Source organism: Paenirhizobium selenitireducens ATCC BAA-1503 (genome assembly GCF_900492185.1).
GTDB lineage: Bacteria > Pseudomonadota > Alphaproteobacteria > Rhizobiales > Rhizobiaceae > Allorhizobium > Allorhizobium selenitireducens_A.
In genome coordinates this window covers 179,362-197,672 of sequence record NZ_UEYP01000004.1, presented here as the reverse complement: position 1 = coordinate 197,672, position 18,311 = coordinate 179,362, and the positions used below count along the sequence as shown (strand labels likewise).

General features: G+C 62.2%; 15 protein-coding genes. 4 read left to right on the top strand and 11 right to left on the bottom strand.

The genetic code is table 11. From position 1 onward, the window contains the following. Positions 1 to 14: 14 nt before the first annotated feature. From RHIZ70P_RS09575 to RHIZ70P_RS09530, 10 genes are all read right to left on the bottom strand, one after another. Complete coding sequence (locus tag RHIZ70P_RS09575; RefSeq protein WP_106754604.1) at positions 15 to 1,052, bottom strand: DUF7146 domain-containing protein; 1,038 nt, start codon at positions 1,050 to 1,052, stop codon at positions 15 to 17. Next, on the bottom strand, positions 1,052 to 5,374 hold the full coding sequence (locus tag RHIZ70P_RS09570; RefSeq protein ID WP_038146400.1) for a strawberry notch-like NTP hydrolase domain-containing protein: 4,323 nt from the start codon (positions 5,372 to 5,374) through the stop codon (positions 1,052 to 1,054). Before RHIZ70P_RS09570 ends, RHIZ70P_RS09575 begins: the two co-directional genes overlap by 1 nt. Before the next feature lie 158 nt (positions 5,375 to 5,532). Next, positions 5,533 to 6,177 carry an antitoxin of toxin-antitoxin stability system gene (locus RHIZ70P_RS09565; protein ID WP_100237026.1) on the bottom strand — a complete coding sequence of 215 codons (645 nt, stop codon included), beginning with the start codon at positions 6,175 to 6,177 and terminating at the stop codon, positions 5,533 to 5,535. Then, the gene (locus RHIZ70P_RS09560; protein WP_038146402.1) at positions 6,170 to 6,586 is read right to left on the bottom strand and encodes a hypothetical protein; all 417 of its coding nucleotides are present in this window, start codon (positions 6,584 to 6,586) and stop codon (positions 6,170 to 6,172) included. Before RHIZ70P_RS09560 ends, RHIZ70P_RS09565 begins: the two co-directional genes overlap by 8 nt. 65 nt (positions 6,587 to 6,651) lie before the next feature. After that, entirely contained in the window at positions 6,652 to 7,200 is a 549-nt protein-coding gene (locus RHIZ70P_RS09555; RefSeq protein ID WP_038146716.1) for a hypothetical protein, read from the bottom strand. Positions 7,201 to 7,400: 200 nt separating this feature from the next. Continuing rightward, a complete protein-coding gene (locus RHIZ70P_RS09550) occupies positions 7,401 to 7,565 on the bottom strand; it encodes a hypothetical protein (RefSeq protein WP_009450567.1) in 165 nt (54 codons plus the stop codon). Between the two features lie 417 nt (positions 7,566 to 7,982). Then, a complete protein-coding gene (locus tag RHIZ70P_RS09545) occupies positions 7,983 to 8,288 on the bottom strand; it encodes a hypothetical protein (RefSeq protein ID WP_038146403.1) in 306 nt (101 codons plus the stop codon). Positions 8,289 to 8,384: 96 nt separating this feature from the next. After that, entirely contained in the window at positions 8,385 to 10,523 is a 2,139-nt protein-coding gene (locus RHIZ70P_RS09540) for a Spo0J and enkurin domain-containing protein (protein WP_038146404.1), read from the bottom strand. Between the two features lie 124 nt (positions 10,524 to 10,647). Continuing rightward, a complete protein-coding gene (locus tag RHIZ70P_RS09535; protein WP_038146406.1) occupies positions 10,648 to 11,043 on the bottom strand; it encodes a DUF2958 domain-containing protein in 396 nt (131 codons plus the stop codon). Then, positions 11,040 to 12,002 carry an ArdC family protein gene (locus RHIZ70P_RS09530; RefSeq protein WP_038146408.1) on the bottom strand — a complete coding sequence of 321 codons (963 nt, stop codon included), beginning with the start codon at positions 12,000 to 12,002 and terminating at the stop codon, positions 11,040 to 11,042. Before RHIZ70P_RS09530 ends, RHIZ70P_RS09535 begins: the two co-directional genes overlap by 4 nt. 220 nt (positions 12,003 to 12,222) lie before the next feature. Between RHIZ70P_RS09530 and RHIZ70P_RS09525 the strand changes: the two genes are divergently transcribed. Genes RHIZ70P_RS09525 through RHIZ70P_RS09515 form a run of 4 tightly spaced genes read left to right on the top strand, consistent with a single transcriptional unit; the run spans position 12,223 to position 16,819 of the window. Beyond that, positions 12,223 to 12,816, top strand: coding sequence for a DUF6088 family protein (locus tag RHIZ70P_RS09525; protein ID WP_038146409.1), 594 nt, complete (start codon positions 12,223 to 12,225; stop codon positions 12,814 to 12,816). Next, a complete protein-coding gene (locus RHIZ70P_RS09520; RefSeq protein ID WP_038146410.1) occupies positions 12,809 to 13,825 on the top strand; it encodes a nucleotidyl transferase AbiEii/AbiGii toxin family protein in 1,017 nt (338 codons plus the stop codon). The genes RHIZ70P_RS09525 and RHIZ70P_RS09520 overlap by 8 nt, the downstream gene beginning before the upstream one ends. A 19-nt stretch (positions 13,826 to 13,844) precedes the next feature. Then, positions 13,845 to 14,003, top strand: coding sequence for a hypothetical protein (locus RHIZ70P_RS22980; RefSeq protein ID WP_156102950.1), 159 nt, complete (start codon positions 13,845 to 13,847; stop codon positions 14,001 to 14,003). Beyond that, positions 14,000 to 16,819, top strand: coding sequence for a UvrD-helicase domain-containing protein (locus RHIZ70P_RS09515; protein WP_235842196.1), 2,820 nt, complete (start codon positions 14,000 to 14,002; stop codon positions 16,817 to 16,819). Before RHIZ70P_RS22980 ends, RHIZ70P_RS09515 begins: the two co-directional genes overlap by 4 nt. Before the next feature lie 134 nt (positions 16,820 to 16,953). Here the strand turns inward: RHIZ70P_RS09515 and RHIZ70P_RS09510 are convergent, their stop codons facing one another. Then, positions 16,954 to 18,195 carry a tyrosine-type recombinase/integrase gene (locus tag RHIZ70P_RS09510; RefSeq protein ID WP_038146412.1) on the bottom strand — a complete coding sequence of 414 codons (1,242 nt, stop codon included), beginning with the start codon at positions 18,193 to 18,195 and terminating at the stop codon, positions 16,954 to 16,956. Between the last annotated feature and the right edge of the window lie 116 nt (positions 18,196 to 18,311).

Here is an 18,311-nt window from a genome sequence, read left to right as displayed (position 1 = left end):
CGGCCCCATACCGGCTATGCTATTGAAGCCATGAAGCGGCTGACGTCCTCGGGGGCGATTTGCACCCGGATCTCTGCTCGAACGGCATCCAGCCCATGAGTTACGAGATCTTCGTTGAAGTCCCCCATCATGGGCGAGAGCGTGATGGTCTCGATTCCGACCTCGTGCGCCCGGTCCACCAGGCTATCGCGGGCGCTGTTCCCTGCCGGATCGTTATCACGGACGATATAGAGCCTGCGCAGTTGTGGCGGGAACAGAATAGCGGCGAGATGTCCGGCCGAGAGTGCGGAAACCATCGGCATGGTGGGCAGAGCCTGACGCAGTGACAGGATGGTTTCGATACCTTCCCCTGCTGCCATGACATCGTGCGCATCACCGAAACGAACCGCATGTCCGAGCAGGTCGCCCATTGCCTTCCTTGGCGGATCGACAGGTGCCTTGCCGGAACCGTCCGGGGCCAGCCAGGTGCGGTGCGCGCCGGTGATCCTGCCATCGAAGTCGGTGACGGCGGCGATCATGGCGGGCCAGGCTTGCGTCGGGGCATCGTCCTCGGGCCGCCAGTAGCAGTTGGGATGGAAACGCAGATTTGCGGTTTGGCGTATATCCGTCATCCCGCGTCCGCGTAAATACGCTTCTGCGGTACTGCCGATCAGCGGCTGTGTCATGCGCCAGAGTCGGCGTGCGGCCTCCGATGATCCCGATGGTGCTGGCGGGCGGGACTGACGGGATGGCGGCTGCGGTTCAGGATGCGGCAGGCTGAGGAAGCGCCGGGCTTCTTCGGCAACGTCTGTGAAATCGATCAGACCGAGCGAGTCCCGGATCACGTCCAGCAGATCGCCATATTCCCCCGTGGCCGAGTCCTGCCATTTACCGGCAATGCCTTTCACGCTGTCGTGCAACCGGACGAACATGGAGCGGCCAGCCGTGTTTCGGACATCGCCAACCTGCCAGTAATTGCCCTGTTTGCGGCCATTGGAGAGATAGTGGCGGCACACCGCCTCGGCCTGTCGGCCGAGACGCTGCGCCAGTTCGGAAGCGTTGAGACGCGCCATTATGCGGCCTCCCGCTCACCGATGCGCTCAACCGGGAAGCGGTCAAGCAGTTTGCCGATGATCTCCGGCCCCGTTGCATCGACGGGCACGAAGAAGCGCAGTTTCCACGAGATGATCTCACTGAAGAGGCCATAGGCTCGCAGCCGGTCACGCATCGCATCAGTAAAGCCGGTCAGTTCGATCCGGTTGGCGCCCATGACGCGGACGCGGCGCAGTTTCAGCCCTTCGGCGAGATCAAGGATCGTGCGACCTTCGATCAGCGCGGCATAGGCGGCATCCGGTGTCAGGTTGTTGGTGACGCCACTGGTCGAAGCATTGGCGGCCCAGGCCGGCGATACCCGGCGACCGATGATGCGTTCGCCCTCGTCGGTCTGGAGCCGATAGACGCGGGCGGAGTCCTGCGGCAGGCGTTTCCAGATCGGCAGAAGCAGCCCTGACACCATATGCAGGATGCTGTCGGTGAACTCCGGCACCTGGGCCAGTTCCGCCTTCCAGGCTGTGGTGAAGGCGGCACGGTCAGCCTCGATCCAATGGGTCTCGCCCATCGCCCGCACCGGAATGTTCATCGCTTCCATCGGCCGGATCAGCCGCACGCGCCTTTCGATCTCACCATCATCCAGCATGACGCTGGTGGTCGGGACCTGAACGGCAGCGCGACCGGATCGCTCGTTGATGAGCAATCTTGCGCGGGGATCATCCAGTTCCGCCAGGGCGGCATTGAGCGTAACCGGCTGATTGCGTTTGCGCTCGGTGAGCGTCAGGAGCCGGGTTTCCGCGCCGGTGCCCGGATGGGTGTGGATGACCTGCCGGTCTGTGACGATGAAGCTTTCGGCCTTCAGCGTCTCCAGCCCCATGTCATAGGTGCCGGATGCGATTGCTCCGTCGATCCGTGCCTGCAGAAGCTGCTCGAAGGCCGAGAACAGGATGCCCTGCAATTCGATGGTCAGCGCCAGCAGGCGGTTGAGGAAGGTGGTGATCGGCGGCAGTTCGTCCTTCACACCGGTGCTGTCCATCAGCTTCAGGCCGGTGGCGGATTCAAACCGTTCGAGCGAGCAGCCCTCGACCTTGCCGCGCACGATCAGCAGATAGAGCTGGCGCAGCGCGTCGCGGGCATAGGCGGATTCCAGATTATCCTCCGGACGGAACAGCCCCTGACCGCCGGTCTGGCGCTGGCCGCGCGTGATCGCGCCCAGCGTGTCGAGACGGCGGGCGATGGTCGAGAGGAAGCGCTTCTCGGCTTTGACATCCGTAGCGATGGGGCGGAAGAGCGGCGGCTGCGCCTGATTGGTCCGGTTGGTGCGGCCCAGCCCCTGAATGGCGGCATCTGCCTTCCAGCCTGGCTCCAGCAGGTAATGCACGCGCAGCCGCTGGTTTCGCGCCGAGAGTTCGGCGTGATAGCTGCGCCCCGTGCCACCGGCATCCGAGAAGACCAGAATGCGCTTCTGATCATCCATGAAGGCCGAAGTCTCGGCAAGATTGGCAGAAGGCGCACGGTTCTCGACGGCTAGGTGGGCCGCTGCTCCAATACCCTTGCGCACGATCCGGCGTGAGCGGCCCGTGACCTCCGCCACAATATCCGTGCCGAAGCGCTGCACGATCTGGTCGAGCGCACCGGGGACAGGCGGAAGCGAACCCAGCTGCTCCAGCATCTCGTCGCGCCGCGCCACCGCTTCGCGGCATTCCACCGGCTGACCATCGCGGAAGACGGGGCGTGACGACAGGTTGCCCTCGCCATCGCTGAAAGGTTCATAGAGCTGCACCGGAAAGGAATGCTGCAAATACGAGCCGACATATTCCCTCGGAGTGACATCGACGGAAATATCATTCCATTCCTCGGTGGGGATCTCGGATAGCCGCCGTTCCATCAGCGCTTCGCCGGTCGAGACGATCTGGATGACGGCCGCATGGCCCGCTTCAAGATCGGCATCAATGGACCGGATCAGGGTCGGGGTTTTCATGGAGGTCAGCAGATGGCCAAAGAAGCGCTGCTTGGTGCTTTCAAAGGCCGAACGGGCGGCGGATTTGGCCTGCCGGTTCAGCGTCCCCTCGCTGCCGGTGATGTTGGCGGCTTCCATCGCCGCGTCCAGGTTCCCATGAATGACAGCGAAGGCGGCAGCATATGAGTCGTAGATGTGCCGCTGTTCGTCCGTGAGCTGATGCTCGATCAGTTCATATTCGACGCCATCATAGGAGAGTGAGCGGGCGGTATAGAGGCCGAGAGATCGCAGGTCGCGGGCCAGGACCTCCATGGCCGCAACGCCACCGGATTCGATCGCCTCGACGAACTCGGCGCGGGTCTGGAACGGAAAGTCCTCACCGCCCCAGAGGCCGAGGCGCTGAGCATAGGCGAGATTGTGGACGGTGGTGGCGCCAGTCGCCGAGACATAGACGACGCGGGCGTCGGGCAGCGCGTGCTGAAGCCGCAGGCCCGCACGTCCCTGCTGCGAGGCGGCGACATCACCGCGTTCACCTTTTCCGCCACCGGCATTCTGCATGGAATGGCTCTCGTCGAAGATAATGGCTCCATCGAAATCGGACCCCAACCATTCGACGATCTGCTTGACGCGGGAAACCTTCTCGCCCCGGTCATCGGAGCGCAGCGTGGCATAGGTGGTAAACAGGATGCCTTCCGATAGCGTGATCGGCTTGCCCTGCGGGAAGCGTGACAGAGGTGTGACAAGCAGCCGCTCCATGCCGAGCGCCGACCAGTCGCGTTGCGCGTCCTCGATCAGCTTGTCGGATTTGGAGATCCAGATCGCCTTGCGGCGCCCTCGCAGCCAGTTGTCGAGAATGATGGCGGCGGACTGGCGACCCTTGCCAGCGCCGGTTCCATCACCGAGCATGAAGCCCCGGCGAAAGCGGATCGATCCGGCAGCATCCTCGGGCGCGGCGCTCACATTGTCGAAATGCTCGTCCACGGTCCAGGCGCCGGCGAGATGATCGGCGTGGGCTTCACCGGCATAGATCACCGTTTCAAGCTGGGCGTCCGACAGACGCGCGCAGATGTCGGGCGGCAGCATGGGCTGGTAGGAAGGCTTGGGCGGTGCGACCGAGGCCATGGCGGCGGATTGCACCAGCTTGGTCGGATGCGGCTGTGCACCAGCGATACGCAGCGATTGCAGCGCATATTCCTCATAGATCGCGTCGGACAGGCGAGCGCCTTCCGGTGGCGTCCAGTCCACGGTCTCATAGGCGAGTTCGACGCCATCAGGATCATTGGCCGAAGCAGCGACAGATCGCGTAGCCGCCGAGCGAGCGAGATAGCCCCGCACGGTCTTCGGCGCGGTGGCCGAAGCGGAAACCACGATCTTCGGCAATGACACTGGCAGGCGCGGCGGAACCTGTTCCTCGATCCATCCGATCAGCGTGGCAACATCAGGCGCGATCCCCGGCGAAGCCGGCAAACTGGCGGGATCGTCGGCGGGCAGTTTGTCGATAACGGTCAGCCGCGTGTCGATCGTGGTGCCGTGCTTTGCATAGACCGCACCATCGACGGCAGCGCTGAACACCACGCGGCCACGGGCCTGCAAGCGGATGAAGGCGTCCCGCCATGCCGGAGCTTCGGGGCCAAAGCCAGCGCCGGTGATCGTCACCAACCGACCGCCGGGAGCAAGACGGGCCAGTGCCGCGGCAACATGGCGATAGGCCGCATCCGCGACACGCCCGCTGACATTGGCCATGACCGAGAATGGCGGGTTCATCAGCACCACGGAGGGGACAGCATCCGGAGCCAGATGATCATCGATCTGGGCGGCGTCGAAGCGGGTGACGGCAAAAGCCGGAAAGATCTGGGCAAGCAGATCGGCCCGGGTCTCGGCCAGTTCGTTGAGGATCAGCGAGCCGCCGATGGTCTGCGCCAAGATCGCCAGAAGGCCGGTGCCCGCCGATGGTTCCAGCACCCTGTCATCGGGCGTAATCGCGGCAGCCGTCAGAGCGGTAAGGCCGAGCGGGATCGGCGTCGAAAATTGCTGGAAGTTCTGGCTTTCCTCGGAACGTCGGGTCTGCGTGGGCAGCAGCCCCGCGACCTTTGCCAGCACGGAAATCCGTGCAGCCGGAGACGCGGCTTTACGGAAAAGCGCCTTTCCGTATTTGCGCAGGAAGAGGACCGTGGCGACCTCGCAGGCCTCATAGGCAAGCTTCCAGTCCCAGACGCCGGTAGCGTCAGATGCGCCGAAGGCCGTTTCCATCACACCGCGCAGGATGGCAGCATCGACGCGCTGACCGCGTTCGAGATGGGGGAGCAGATGATTGGCCGCAGCCAGAATGGCGGGCGCAGCCGCCATTGGCGTGACCGGATCGGTCACGGGGAACACCATGTTCATGTCTGGAACCTCAGGAGAGCGAAAAGGACAGGTCCGAACAGCGCTCTCTCTCGACCGCCCGGACTTAACCCCTTCCGGCCCGCCTCTGACTCTCAAAGCGCAGCTAAAAAAAAGCGCCCCGACCGGACGGTGGGGCGCTTGTCAGTGTCTTCTCGGGATCATCCGAAGCGGCGACCAGCTGCGGTGAAGGTGTATTCATTGGCGGCAATGGTTTCATCGACAGCCTCGTCCGAGGACAGATAATCATACTCGCGCTCAAGCTGGCGGTAGAGCCAGCGGGCCAGATCGCGCAGCGCCTCGATGACCGCCTCCTCGGCATCAGCGGTCATGTCCTGCCAGGTCGGGCTGTCGCGCTCGACCGTGATCGACATGCAGTATTCGTGATAATAATGGCCGCGATGGCTGGCATCGGCGCGAAGCTGATAGAAATTGCGGCGCTGGATCGCCTGAAGGGCATCGGCGATGCGGTGCAGTTCGGTGTCCTGCGGGGCGTATTCTCTGATCCGGCGCGGCCCATGTTTCTGGTAGGAGTACCAGGATTCAAAGCAGGCACCGTCACCTTGTGAACAGAAGCCGCGGAACCAGATGCAGGGTTCCTGCCGTGTGCCGCCGCCCATCAACCGGACGGCACGGGTCTTGAGCTTCAATCCGAGGATTTCCGTGATGCGCTGGAAATCCTCGTAGACGGCATCGTACCAGTCATAATCGAAGCCGCCTTCGCGATACCAGGCGCGGGCCTTGTCCTTCGCTGCATCGGACAGCTCATCGAGACGATAGACGGTGGTTTCGATGATCTCAGGCATAGGGATCGCCTCCCTCCAGCACGGTGGAAAGCCAGCCGTCGGTATAGATCCAGTCCACCGTTTCGCCGGTGGCAAGATCGAGGACATGCGCCCCGCCACCAAATCCGTCGATACGCGGTTTCGAGCAGCTGTTTGCGTACTGGAAACCCCATAATCCGCTGAGGCCAAATTCGGCAGCGCAGCGTTTGACAAACTGAACGACATGCTCGGGATCGCCGGTGACATCATCGCGCATCCAGAGTTGCGTGCTGCCATGTTCTGGCTGGATGGAAAGCAGGAAGCCATCTGAAGGCGGATCCTCAACGGCATTGTCATCCGCCAGAGCGTTGTAGAGATCAAGCGCGCGGGCGGCGTTTTCGGGGGTGCCCACGTCAAGCAGGCAGGAAAAGTGCGTGTAATAATCGGCCATGACGGTCTCCGGACATGACATGGCCCGGCGTATGGCCGAGCCGAATGGGATGGAATGGGTGAAGCTCAGGCGGCCTGCGGCAGGCGGAGCAGATCGGCCGAGGTTTCGCGCCAGAAGGGATCGACCAATCGGGCCTCCAGCGCAGCGGCGCGGTAACGCAGCCGTCTCGCATCGCCGGGGTCCGAAGCCCGGAACGCCATACCGCGCAGGCGGCTGGCCTCGGTCACGATCCTGCGTGCCTCGGCATCGGACGCGACTGGCTGTTGCCAGAGGATAATGCCGGCGCGGATTTCGCCGGCGAGGACCAGGCGCTGATCTCGGTCCTGAATGAGCATGATGCGCGGCTGAAAAAACGGGAAGCTGTCCGGCCCCGTGCAAATATTACCGCGCGCCACGCGCAAGGCTGCGGTCTGTATGGCCTCGTCCAGTGATGGGCATTCCCCAAGCGGGATCACGCGGTCAAAGCTGTTCGCCGCGTCACTGGCGTCATAGCTGGCCGCGCCGAGGCATGAGATGCGCAACGGCAGCTTTTGCGACCGATAAAGCGCGGGCAGAACATCGGCAGCCAGAATCTGACCGATGGAACGGAAGGTTTCGGAACGGGCAAAGGTCATCGGCATCACTCCATGACGGGCGCCGAAAAGCCTCTCTCTCCAGCCATCAACCCGTCACGGCCGAACGGCCCGCACTCTTCCTCTCTGACCGGGCTTGTTCCCGGTTCCGCTGCCGACGATGGGGGGCCATCTTGAGGCAATGAAGGCCCGAAGCGCGGGTCTCCGCGCTCGGGCCGTCGGGGATGAGGCGCTTTCGCGCCTTACTCCCACGGGTCCAGCTCCAGCTTCACCATGTCGTCGTCGCCGTCGAACTCGGCGGCGGGGCAAGCGGCGTGGGTGCCGTCTCCGGCCTGAAACACGACAATCGAAACCATCAGCGTGGCGGCAAGGCTGGCGGCGAAGGCGGTGGCATCTGCATAGGACATGGGTTCCGGCTCCTGTCTTTGGAGGCGGGGGACCATCCCCCGCGCGACAGGCGCCCGAAGTGTCTGACCGGATCTGCAATCACCCTCGGGCGTTCGGACTTTTTCCGAATCCCCGAGGGCGGCACGCGCGCGTAAGCCGACCCCTTCGGGGTTGAATGTCAAAGAGACGGATCGGACCAAGGTTTGCGAATGGAAGCGGGGGTGGTTTTTCGCATCTGACAGGATGCCGGATACCCGTCGCAGATGCTCTGCCGCGCCAGCCTTGCCACCATGCTGGCATCAGGATCGTGTTCCGTTCAGGCCAGAGATGGCTGCCGCTTGCCCTGATGGGGACGGCGGATTGTATGGTGAAGCCGGATTGGACCCGTCCGGTGCAGACCTCCCACCTTCACGGCCCAACACCCTGCGATCGGGTCTTCAGCTCCAAAGCCCATCGGCAATCTCGCGGGCAATCATCGCGCGCGCCTTCATCATCAGATCATCGCCTGAGGTGTCGATATGACCGAAGAAACGGGCACGAGCGCCATGAGCTGTCCATTCGGCGTAGCGGCAATATTCACGGGCATCGAGCCGGAAGACACGCATGTCTTCGGCCCAATGGGGCTTTGGCTCCACAACAACGGTCATGCCGTCGCGGCTTTCCTCCCAGGGCAGGGTGCGCTCCGATAGGGAATGTTCGCGATCCTCAAGAAAGATTTGATCGACGTCGATGATGGCGGGCATGGAAGCGCTCCAATGAAAAAGCCCGATCACAAGGACCGGGCGAGTTGCGGAAACGGAGGGTGCAAACGGGACAGCCGAAGCCACCCCGCCTGAGAACTATTCAGCAGCGACCATGTGCTGTTCTTCCTCGTCGTCAGCCGGGTCGTCCTCGCCATCGCCGGAGAGGAAATCGGGCAGATCGTCGGCTTCTGCCGCAGCGCCCGATGCCGGATCGACTTCGACACCATCATCCACCATGCGCAGCGGCTCAGGCAGCCAGCCGGATTCCGCCAGGAGGCGTTCGGCTTCCTTGGCCATGTCTCCCTTCTTGAGGTGCCCGATCAGTTCAGCGGCTCGATCTCCAGCGCCTTCACGTACAGCTTCAAGGATGCGCGGCTTGGTCACGCGGCCGAGATAATTGCCAACCGTCGGCCGCCAGCCCACGGCCACCATGTCGAGGCCGGTTGAACGCGCCAGCCGATCAGCCTGCGACAGGCGAACGTCCAGCCCGTGCTGGCTGACGCCCGTTCCGCTGTAAGGATTCGGCTTCTCATAGAGCGCGTTGACACCGAAGCTGACGCAATGGGCGAGCAGATCCATGCGCGATCCATCGTCCAGATCGGTCAGCCAATCCCAGAGGGCGGCATCGTCTGCCGGGACATGATCGCCCCAGCGTTCGTGGCGGTCAGCGATGGCCTTGGCTGACGCGCTATCGCGCAGATCCTCGGCCTGTGCGGGCAGATGAACCTCCCGGACCTGTGCTTCCAGGCATCCGCGGCTGGAACGCGGCATGAAGCAATCCATGACCAGCCGGTGCAACAGTGCCGTCATGGCGACATGCGGGTTCACCGCCACCGCATCCCGCAGCGCCAGGGTGCGATGTGCAGTCAACTCGCTGACCAGACGATCAGGCAGCGGCTTGATGGTCTCGGTCTCGTCATCCTCCTCCGGTTCGACCGGCTGACCGCCCAGCGTGATAACCGCACGCATGCGGCTCACCTCCGGTTCTGCCCGCTGGATCACCTCGCCGGTTTCCGGGTCAACGATCTCAGCCTCCGGTTCCGCAGGCGTTTCATCCTCGGCGCGAACATAGCCGCGCTCGACCAGCAATGCGCCATCGGCGTCGATGCTGATGAAGACGCCTGCCGTGCCGATCTGGACGGGGTCGAAGGTCATCGGGCGGCGCTCGAAGGTTTCCAGCGCCTGTTCGATTTCACCCAGCCGGGCGTCGATCTCGTCTGGCAGTTCATCAGCCTCGCCATATTCGGCTTCAAGCCGGTCATATTCGTCGCGCAATGCCTCGCGGGTGGCGCGTTCCTCTTCGGTCAGATCGACTGTGGTGCCGACAATCTGGCGAAGGCCATGATCGTGACCATAGGGAAAGGTGATGGCGACCTCGATCCACTTCCAGCCCTCGGCGGCGATGGCCTCGGCCTCGGCCTTGAGTTTTTCGCCCACCAACCGGTCGAGCAGCACCGGGTCTTGCAACCAGCCACCATCGTCCTGCTGGAAGAGATCGCGCAGCACGCAGCCGCCAGCCTCCTCATAGGCGGTAATGCCGACAAACACTGCCCGCTTGTCGGCGGCGCGGACCGTGGTTTCGGTCAGCAGGCGTCGGATGAGGTAAGGTTCCTTCTGCCAGCCGTCCTTGATCGCTTCCCAGACCTGCTCCTGACGGGCATGGTCAGAACTGACGCTGAAGGCCATGAGCTGTTCCAGCGTCATGCCATCCTCGGCATAGACGTCGAGCAATGTCGGTGAGACGGAAACCAGACGCAGGCGCTGTTTCACCACCTTCGCATCCACGAAGAAGGCGGCGGCGATGGCTTCCTCGGTCATGCCCTTTTCGCGCATGGTCTGGAAGGCGCGGAACTGATCGAGCGGATGCAGCGGTGCGCGCTCGATATTCTCGGCGAGCGATACCTCGTCGATCAGCACATCGGCGCTGGCCTCCGAAACAACACACGGGACCGGCGCGACCTTGGCGAGGCGCTTCTGCTTGACCAGCAGTTCCAGCGCGCTGAAGCGGCGACCGCCGGCGGGCACTTCGAACATGCCGGTTTCCTTGCCCTCGGCATCCACGACCGGGCGGACATGCAGGGACTGGATCAGGCCGCGACGGGCGATAGACTCGGCCAGTTCCTCGACCGAGATCCCGGCCTTGACGCGCCGGACGTTGGACTGGCTGAGCACCAGCTTGTTGAAGGGAATGTCGCGCGAGGACGACAGGGTGATCTTCTGAACGGCAGTGGCCATGTCAGTTGCTCCATGACGGACGCCGGTGAGCCTCTCTCTCCGGCTATCAGCCCGTCACGAAGCGAAGCGCCGCCCTCTTCCTCTGAAGAGAGCGACGCCAGCCGTAGAACCTGAAACCCGGAAATCAGGCACTCCGGCTTTCTGTATCGGCGGATGTACGGGAATAGCTCGCCCCGACGCGGTAGAGCAGGCGCTCAGCGGCGCGGATACTGCCGCTCTCACGGGCGGCCTCGGCCCAGACCGAGATCGGGAAATCCCCGGTGAACAGCAGATCGCGCTCGATGCCCATTCCGAAGGGCAGCCGGACTGACTGCATTTCGGTAAGGCTCCACGACCCCAGTTCGGGATAGCCGAGATCAGCCAGGCCGAACATGATGTCGCCGTCCTCGTCCAGTTCGGTGGCGAGCCAGACGCCCTCGCCAAGGGGGTTGAAGAACTTCACGACCGGGATGTGATCCTGATCGCGCTGGCGGCCATTTGCCAGCAGGCGGTCGCGCTGTGTGCCGGTGAGGAGGATCATGCCGCGGCCCTCCGGTCGGTTACGCTCGCATCCGGCTCCTCGATCTCCTCGACAGGCAGATGCGACAGCAGCCAGTCCGCCGCCTTGCTGGCCTGCGAGGCTGCGCGGACAATGGCGCGGGAATCCTCGCGCATGACCTCCAGCCACGACCCGATGTAATCGGCATGGCGGACGGTCGGCACGATCCCGAGCGCAGCGCAACTGAAAGCTGCGGCCTGTTCGGCAATCATCTCCTCGAAAGCGTATTTCTTCGAGCCGAACGAGCCGGTCAGATCGCGGCTGAGGCGGCTGTGATGGCCGCTGGCGTGACCCAGCTCGTGCAGGGCCGTCCGGTGCCAGTTGATAGGCTCGAAATAGGCTTGCGGAGGCGGCACCTGCACATAGTCGAGCGAGGGCATGTAGAAGGCGCGATCGCCGCCAATTCGGAAGTCGATGCCGGTGGCCCGGATCAGCGCCTCGACCTGAGGTTCGATCAGGCCCGGCGGCGGTTGCGGCGTGACTGCCGTGATGTCATCGGGCAAGCCATCGCATTGTGCGGCATTGAAGACCGTGAACCGCTTCAGGAACGGTATGGCATGCGCATCCTCGCCAGTCTCGCGGGCACGGCGTTTCTCGTCCTCGGGAGTGAAACGGTCGGCATAGACAACAGTGGTGCCACGCTCGCCCTTTCTGACATTGCCGCCAAGCGAAAGGGCTTGGCGGAAAGTCAGCCACGCCTGACCGGGGAAGCCGTGCTGGATGACAGCGCCCCAAAGGATCAGAATATTGATGCCGGAATAGCTACGGCCGGTTGAAGCATTTCTCGGCAGGCCCAGAGGGGCGGTATTGGGTGACGCGCCCCAGGGCTGGACCCAGGGCAGCCGCCCTTGCTCCAACTCGGCGATGATCTTGTTGGTGATGTCGTCGTAAAGGTTGCTGCGCGCGCCACCTTCTGCGGGGCTGCGATCGTGTCTGGCCATCGGGATGATCTCCGCGACGGGCGCCGGAAGCCTCTCTTCCAGCCCTCAACCCGTCACGGAAAACCCGTCCGCACTCTCACTCTGAAGGGGGCGTTGCGGGGATTCCCCGCAGAAGGGGTAGGCCGAGACCAAGGCTCGGCCTCAGGGGAAGGCTTTCCCCTATCCGGACTTCCTTGAAAACTGTCAGAAACTCGCATATATTTCCGACAGGAGAAAGACGATGACACGGCTGACCGAACAGATTTTGTCGCATGCGACGGGCCTGCCCGAAGGCGCTCCTGTGTCCGCCAAGAGCCTGCTGCACCTCGGAAACCGGGCCGCCGTGGATCAGGCGTTGTCGCGCCTGACGGAGCGCGGGCAACTCATCCGCGCCGGTCGTGGCGTCTATCTGCGTCCCATCGCCAGCCGGTTCGGCACGCGCACGCCTTCGGTCGAGCAGGCTGTCGAGGCTCTTGCAACCCAAAAGGGGGAGGTCATCGTCTCGAACGGCGCTGCCGCGGCGAACGCCCTTGGCTTGACGACGCAGGTGCCCGTCCGCTCGGTCTATCTGACCTCCGGGCGCAGCCGAAAGGTGCACCTCGGCAAGCAGATCGTGGAATTGCGGCATGCACCGCGCTGGCAACTGGCCCTGGCCAACCGGCCGGCGGGGGAGGCCGTGCGGGCGCTGGCCTGGCTCGGCCCGGAAAAGGCAGAGGCCGCGCTCACGACATTGAAGCGGAAGATGCCGCCCGGCGTGTTCGGCGAACTGGTCGCCGCCGCGCCGCAGCTTCCGACATGGCTCGCGCAGAGCGTCGGAAAGGCGGCGTATGGCTGATGTCTTTCTCCAGCTTTCGGCCGAGGACCGGCGCGACGCGCTGGGTGTCGCGGCCGACCGTTCGGGTCGTCCCACCCATCTTCTCGAAAAGGATGTGTGGGTGGTGTGGGCGCTGGCGACCCTCTACGCTGCGCCGCTCGGCGAACATCTAGTGTTCAAGGGCGGCACGTCGCTGTCGAAAGCTTATCACGTCATTCGCCGGTTTTCGGAGGATGTGGATCTGACCTATGACATTCGGGCGATCGCGCCCGATCTGGTCGGGGACAATGGCGAGGGCTTGCCGAAAACGCGAAGCGAGGAAAAGCGCTGGTCCAGCGAGGTCCGTCGGCGGTTGCCGGCATGGGTCGCGGAAACCGTGCAGCCCGTGATCGCGAACGCACTCGCCGCCGAAGGTCTGGCTGCGGCCATCCGCGTCGAGGATGACAAGCTCTTCATCGACTACGAGGCGACCGCGGCCGGGTCCGGCTATGTCGCGCCCAGCGTCATGCTGGAGTTCGGCGCGCGCTCGACGGGCGAACCGGCGAGCCTGCGCGATGTCTCCTGCGACGCCGCCGGCCTGATCGACGGGCTGGTATTCCCGACGGCGCGTCCGCGCGTCATGCACGCGGAGCGGACCTTCTGGGAGAAGGCGACCGCCATCCACGTCTTTTGCCTTCAGGAGCGGCTTCGCGGCGACCGCTTCGCACGACACTGGCACGATGTTGTCCGGCTGGATGAAGCCGGCTTTGCGGAAGCTGCTTTCGCCGATCGCGAGCTGGCCAACGCTGTCGCCCGGCACAAGTCGATGTTCTTCGCGGAGAAAGCCGCCGACCGCACGCCGATCGACTATGCAGCGGCTGTCAGCGGCGGCTTGCAACTCGTGCCGGTCGGCGATGGCGCGAAGGCGTTGGAGGACGACTATGCCCGCATGGTTGAGGATGGGCTGCTCTTCGATGACGCTGAGCCGTTCGAGGCGCTTATGGCGCAGTGCGCCGATATAGTCGCGCGCGCGAACGGCGCAGCCAAATAAGAAACGGGGGCGGGGGAATATGCGCGACGTCGAAGAGGTGCGAAAATCTCGGTTTGTAGGGAGTGACGATGCCGATTCATCGGAACCCGACTGGAACAAGGAGATCGAGAGCGCCCACCAGACGATTTGCGAGATCATGAACAAGAACGTCGCAGGCGCAGACCGGGCGGCTCGATGAAACTGCCAATGCTTGGACGATCCCGCATATACCGGCCCAGCCTTTGGGCGCGCATTTTCTTGTCGGAGAAGTGGAAACTGGCTCTCAGCCCATCTTCGCAGGACCGAGTTAGCCTGACATCGACAGGCGAGGATGAAATTCAGTGCCTTGATATCTCGTCGGTTTCGTCAACCAAGGCCCTGCTTTGGCACACGGTCGAGATCCGGTCGAAGGGCCGTATCGATGCTCTTTCCGGCCTGACCGCCAAGGCGTCTCAGACTTTACGCGACGATTTGCTGGCTTTCGTGAACCAGCATCTCGCGAATCTCATCGATTCCGACAAGGAACGCTTGCGCGAGGTCGATAGCAAGATTCGCGCGATGACCGACAGCAACAGGCAATATCTTGCTCATGCCGACGTCGGCCGGGCGATCGCGAGTGTCCCGGGAAATGCGTCACTGGCATTGGCGCACCCGTTGTTTGATGCCTCTCTGATCCCCGACACCCTAAGAGGCTATCTGCCAACCTCTTTTGCGATGCTCACTGACCCCGGCGTCCGCAGTCGCTACAATGAAAATTTCGTTTTTCACGAGATGCAGAAGTTCGAGGAATTCTTCGCCGACCTTGGGGGATTTTCGCTTTCCCAGGAGCAGCGCGAGGCTTGCATCCGCCTCGAAGACAACAACCTGCTCGTCGCATCCGCTGGATCGGGCAAGTCCGCGACCATGGTCGGGAAAGTTGCCTATGTCCTCGAGAAGGGACTTTACCATCCGAGCGAGATCCTCGTCCTGGCATTTAACAAGAGTGCAGCCGACGAATTAAAGGAACGGATCGCCAGGCAGCTGAACGTCGATGAAGATGCTCTGGAGAGCCGGGTGACGACGTTTCATGCACTCGGTCGGGGGATCATCGAAGAGACGGAAGGTCGCCCACCTCAACTCGCAAACTGGGTCGAGCATCCCGCCGGCGAAGCCCGTGTGATCGACAAGATCATACGCGAGTTGATGGAGGTAAATGAAGAGTTTCGCCGTCTGTGGATCGACCTCCTCTCGATTTTGCCGAAGGCCGACATCCCCGCAGAGGTCTTTGACTCGGAGGCAGACTACAATCGCTACATCGCCGATCGCAACGATAAGGGCGGCAGCACCATCGGTACGCTTGCAAACGTGTATGTGAAATCCCTTCAGGAGCAGCGGATCGCGAACTGGTTGTGGGTCCACTCTGTCGAGTTCGAATATGAAAAGCAGATCTCATTCGAAGAGGAGGACGGGAGCGAACGTTTTGTCCAGCCGGACTTTCATTACCCTCTCACCGACACGTTCCACGAGCATTTCGCGATCAACGCGGATGGCTCCTCGCCCTTTGCGAACTATGCTGAGCATACCAAGGGTAAACGCGCTGGGTACAAGCGCAAAGAGTTGGATTTCTTCGAGACAACCTCCGCACAGGCGCACGAGGGAACGTTGTTGCCACATCTCGAGGCTGAGCTGATCAAACGCAAAATTCCCCTGACTGAGAAAAGTGTCGACGAGATCCTCAAAGCGGTCGAACCAGTGGTGATCACGCATTACCAGAAGCTGATCGGCGTGTGCATCAAACACATTCGAGCGAGCCAGCTTACGCTGGAGATGCTGCTGGAACGTGCAAAGTCCCTGCATGACAAACCGCGCGCGCAGTATTTCGCGCGTGCTGTCTGGCTGATCACCGAAGCCTATTCGCGCAAGCTCGACGAGGCAAAGCGTATCGACTTCGATTCAATGATCGGCGACGCAGTGCGCCTCGTTGAGACGGGGCGCTATCAGAGCCCTTATTCGCTGATCTTGGTGGATGAATTTCAGGATATTTCGGACCCGAGGGCCAATCTGATCAAGGCGCTAAAACACCAGAAGGCTTTCACAAAAGTCTTTGCTGTCGGAGACGATTGGCAGTCGATCTACCGCTTTGCCGGGTCGGACATTACGATCTTCACCCAGTTCGAAGCGAACTTTGGTGCCTGCTGGCAAGGTCGGCTGGAACAGACGTACCGCTGTAACCAGCTTCTCGCTGACACCGCGGCACGCTTTGTCCAGCGCAATCCCGAGCAGATCACGAAGACGGTGCGATCGACGCGCGCCGCCATACCGCGATCAATCCGGATCATTCCGGTCAGCGTGGAGTGGCGCAAGCCAAGCTTCCCGAAAGCCTGCTTCCAACTACTCGATCGCCTGAACACCTTTCTTGAAGGAATTTCAGGACAGTGGCGCCGTGAGGCGGGGCAAAAGCTGAAGGTACTGGTCTTGTGGCGTTACAACTTGTTAGATCCATTTCACGGTCGCCACCCCGAATTTTCGGCGATCGAGGTCGCCGGCATGTCGTTTCATCGGTCGAAGGGCCTGGAGGCCGACTACACGATCCTGCTCGATGTCAGCGAGGGCGACTATGGCGTCCCCAGCCGGATCGAAGATGACGAGCTGCTAAATCTCGTTATCCCGCGTCCGGAGAGGTTTGCCTATGCGGAGGAGCGCCGACTTTTCTATGTCGCAATGACCCGCGCCAGCAGAGGGACGTTTATCCTCTGTAATAGACGCAAGCCTTCACGCTACATTCGCGAGCTTTGCGAGATCGCCGGCAACGAAGTCCGGTTTGAAACCATCGATGGGAGGGAACTCGATCAATGCCCCAGTTGCTTGGTGGGGGAGCTGGTTGAGCGCAAAGGGCGGAACGACACCAGCTTTTTCGGCTGCAATCAATTTCCTGAGTGCCGCCACACCCAGCAGTCAGCTCCAGCGGTGCTTCATCGTGAGCGAACGGGCGAGGGCGTTGTCGTTGAAACCGTAAAACGGGTAAAAGCCGTATAATGCTACTTGTTTGATCGTATCCGTCGCCCCGACATTTCCGGCTGTTCTTAGAATATCTCCGATGGAGCGTCCGCCAAGCTGATTACGATACGCATCGTTTTGTTCTCACTTCCGCCTTATGGGGCACCCGAGGCTCATGCTGCCGCTTTCAGTCGCTTTTTTGCGAGCATGGCGCGGACGAACTTGTCCCATTTCGCCATGCCGGCACGCTTTTCCACCATGTAGTGCCAGCGGTCGTAGTGCTTGGAACTGACGTCCTGCAACGCATGGTTCTGGAGGCGGTCGCGGATCTCCTTCGAGATCCCCGCCTTGCCGGTAAGCGTCTTGAAGGTCCGGCGCAGGTCGCGGTTCGTCACATAGGGGATCACGCCGCGGTCCCTCTGGCGCCACATGAACGAGTAAAGCGTGCCGTGGCTGACAGGCTTGGACGGGTCCGTGGCAGACGGGAAGAACCAGCCGTATTCGTTGACGTTGATGGACGCGAGTAGCTCTGCGGCCAGTTCCGGCACCGGAACAGCATGGGGCTGGTCGTTCTTGGTCTTCGACCAGTCGATGATCTTTTCCTTGGCGTCCCACTGGTCGATGTGAAGGCTGGCGATCTCCTGGACGCGCTGGCCGGTCAGCATGATGATCCTGACGGCACGGGTATAGGGCGGATGAACCGGCGTGTCGGGACATTCCAGCCAACGATAAAGCTGTACGAATTCGTCCTCGTCGAGCCAGCGGGTGCCTTTGACCTTCGGTTCGGTCGGAATACCTGTCGCTGGATTGAAGGGGATGCGAAAGCGGCGAGCCGATTGTTGCCGATAGTCGTTGTCGGACTTCATGCCCCAGCCGAAAGCCGCGTGCATGTAGGAACGCACATGGTCTGCCATCGACTTGGCGCCGCGCTCATAGATCGGGCGGATCAGTTCGACGATTTCCTCGGCCTCGATCTCGCGGGCTAGGCGGTTCCGCCCAAGAGTGTCGGCGATCTTGTTAAGGCCCTTCTCCGTCTCCTTCCAGGAGGGCTTGCTGGCGGCCTTTAGTGAAGCGACGTACCCCTCGAAGAGGTCCGCTACAGTGCCGGGGCGGGTGTCGCTTGCGATCTTGATGCTGCGACCTTTCTGGATCACGTCGGCATAGTCGCGCTTGAAAACCTCGCGGGCCTGGGCGAGCGACATCGAGGGGTAAGCGCCGATCTTCTTCTTGGTACGTTTGCCGTCACGCCATTGTTGCGCCATCCAGTCGGCCGTGACGCGCTTCGGCATGGGCTTGAGAACGAGGACGAGTCGGCCGGTGCCTCGCCCGTCGCCATCGGCGAGGTTCTCTTGCTTGCGGCTGATCTCAACGCGCTTCAGCGCGTGTCGGATCGCGGTGTCGGTCAGGGCTGGCATGCGTTCCTCCTTGCCTGAAACTGGGATCGGTCGAGGAGAAACGGGGATCGTTTACTGGGAGCGGAAAGCCGTTTTCTATCCCTTCAACCACCCCCAATTTGCCAAAACCGTCCCCA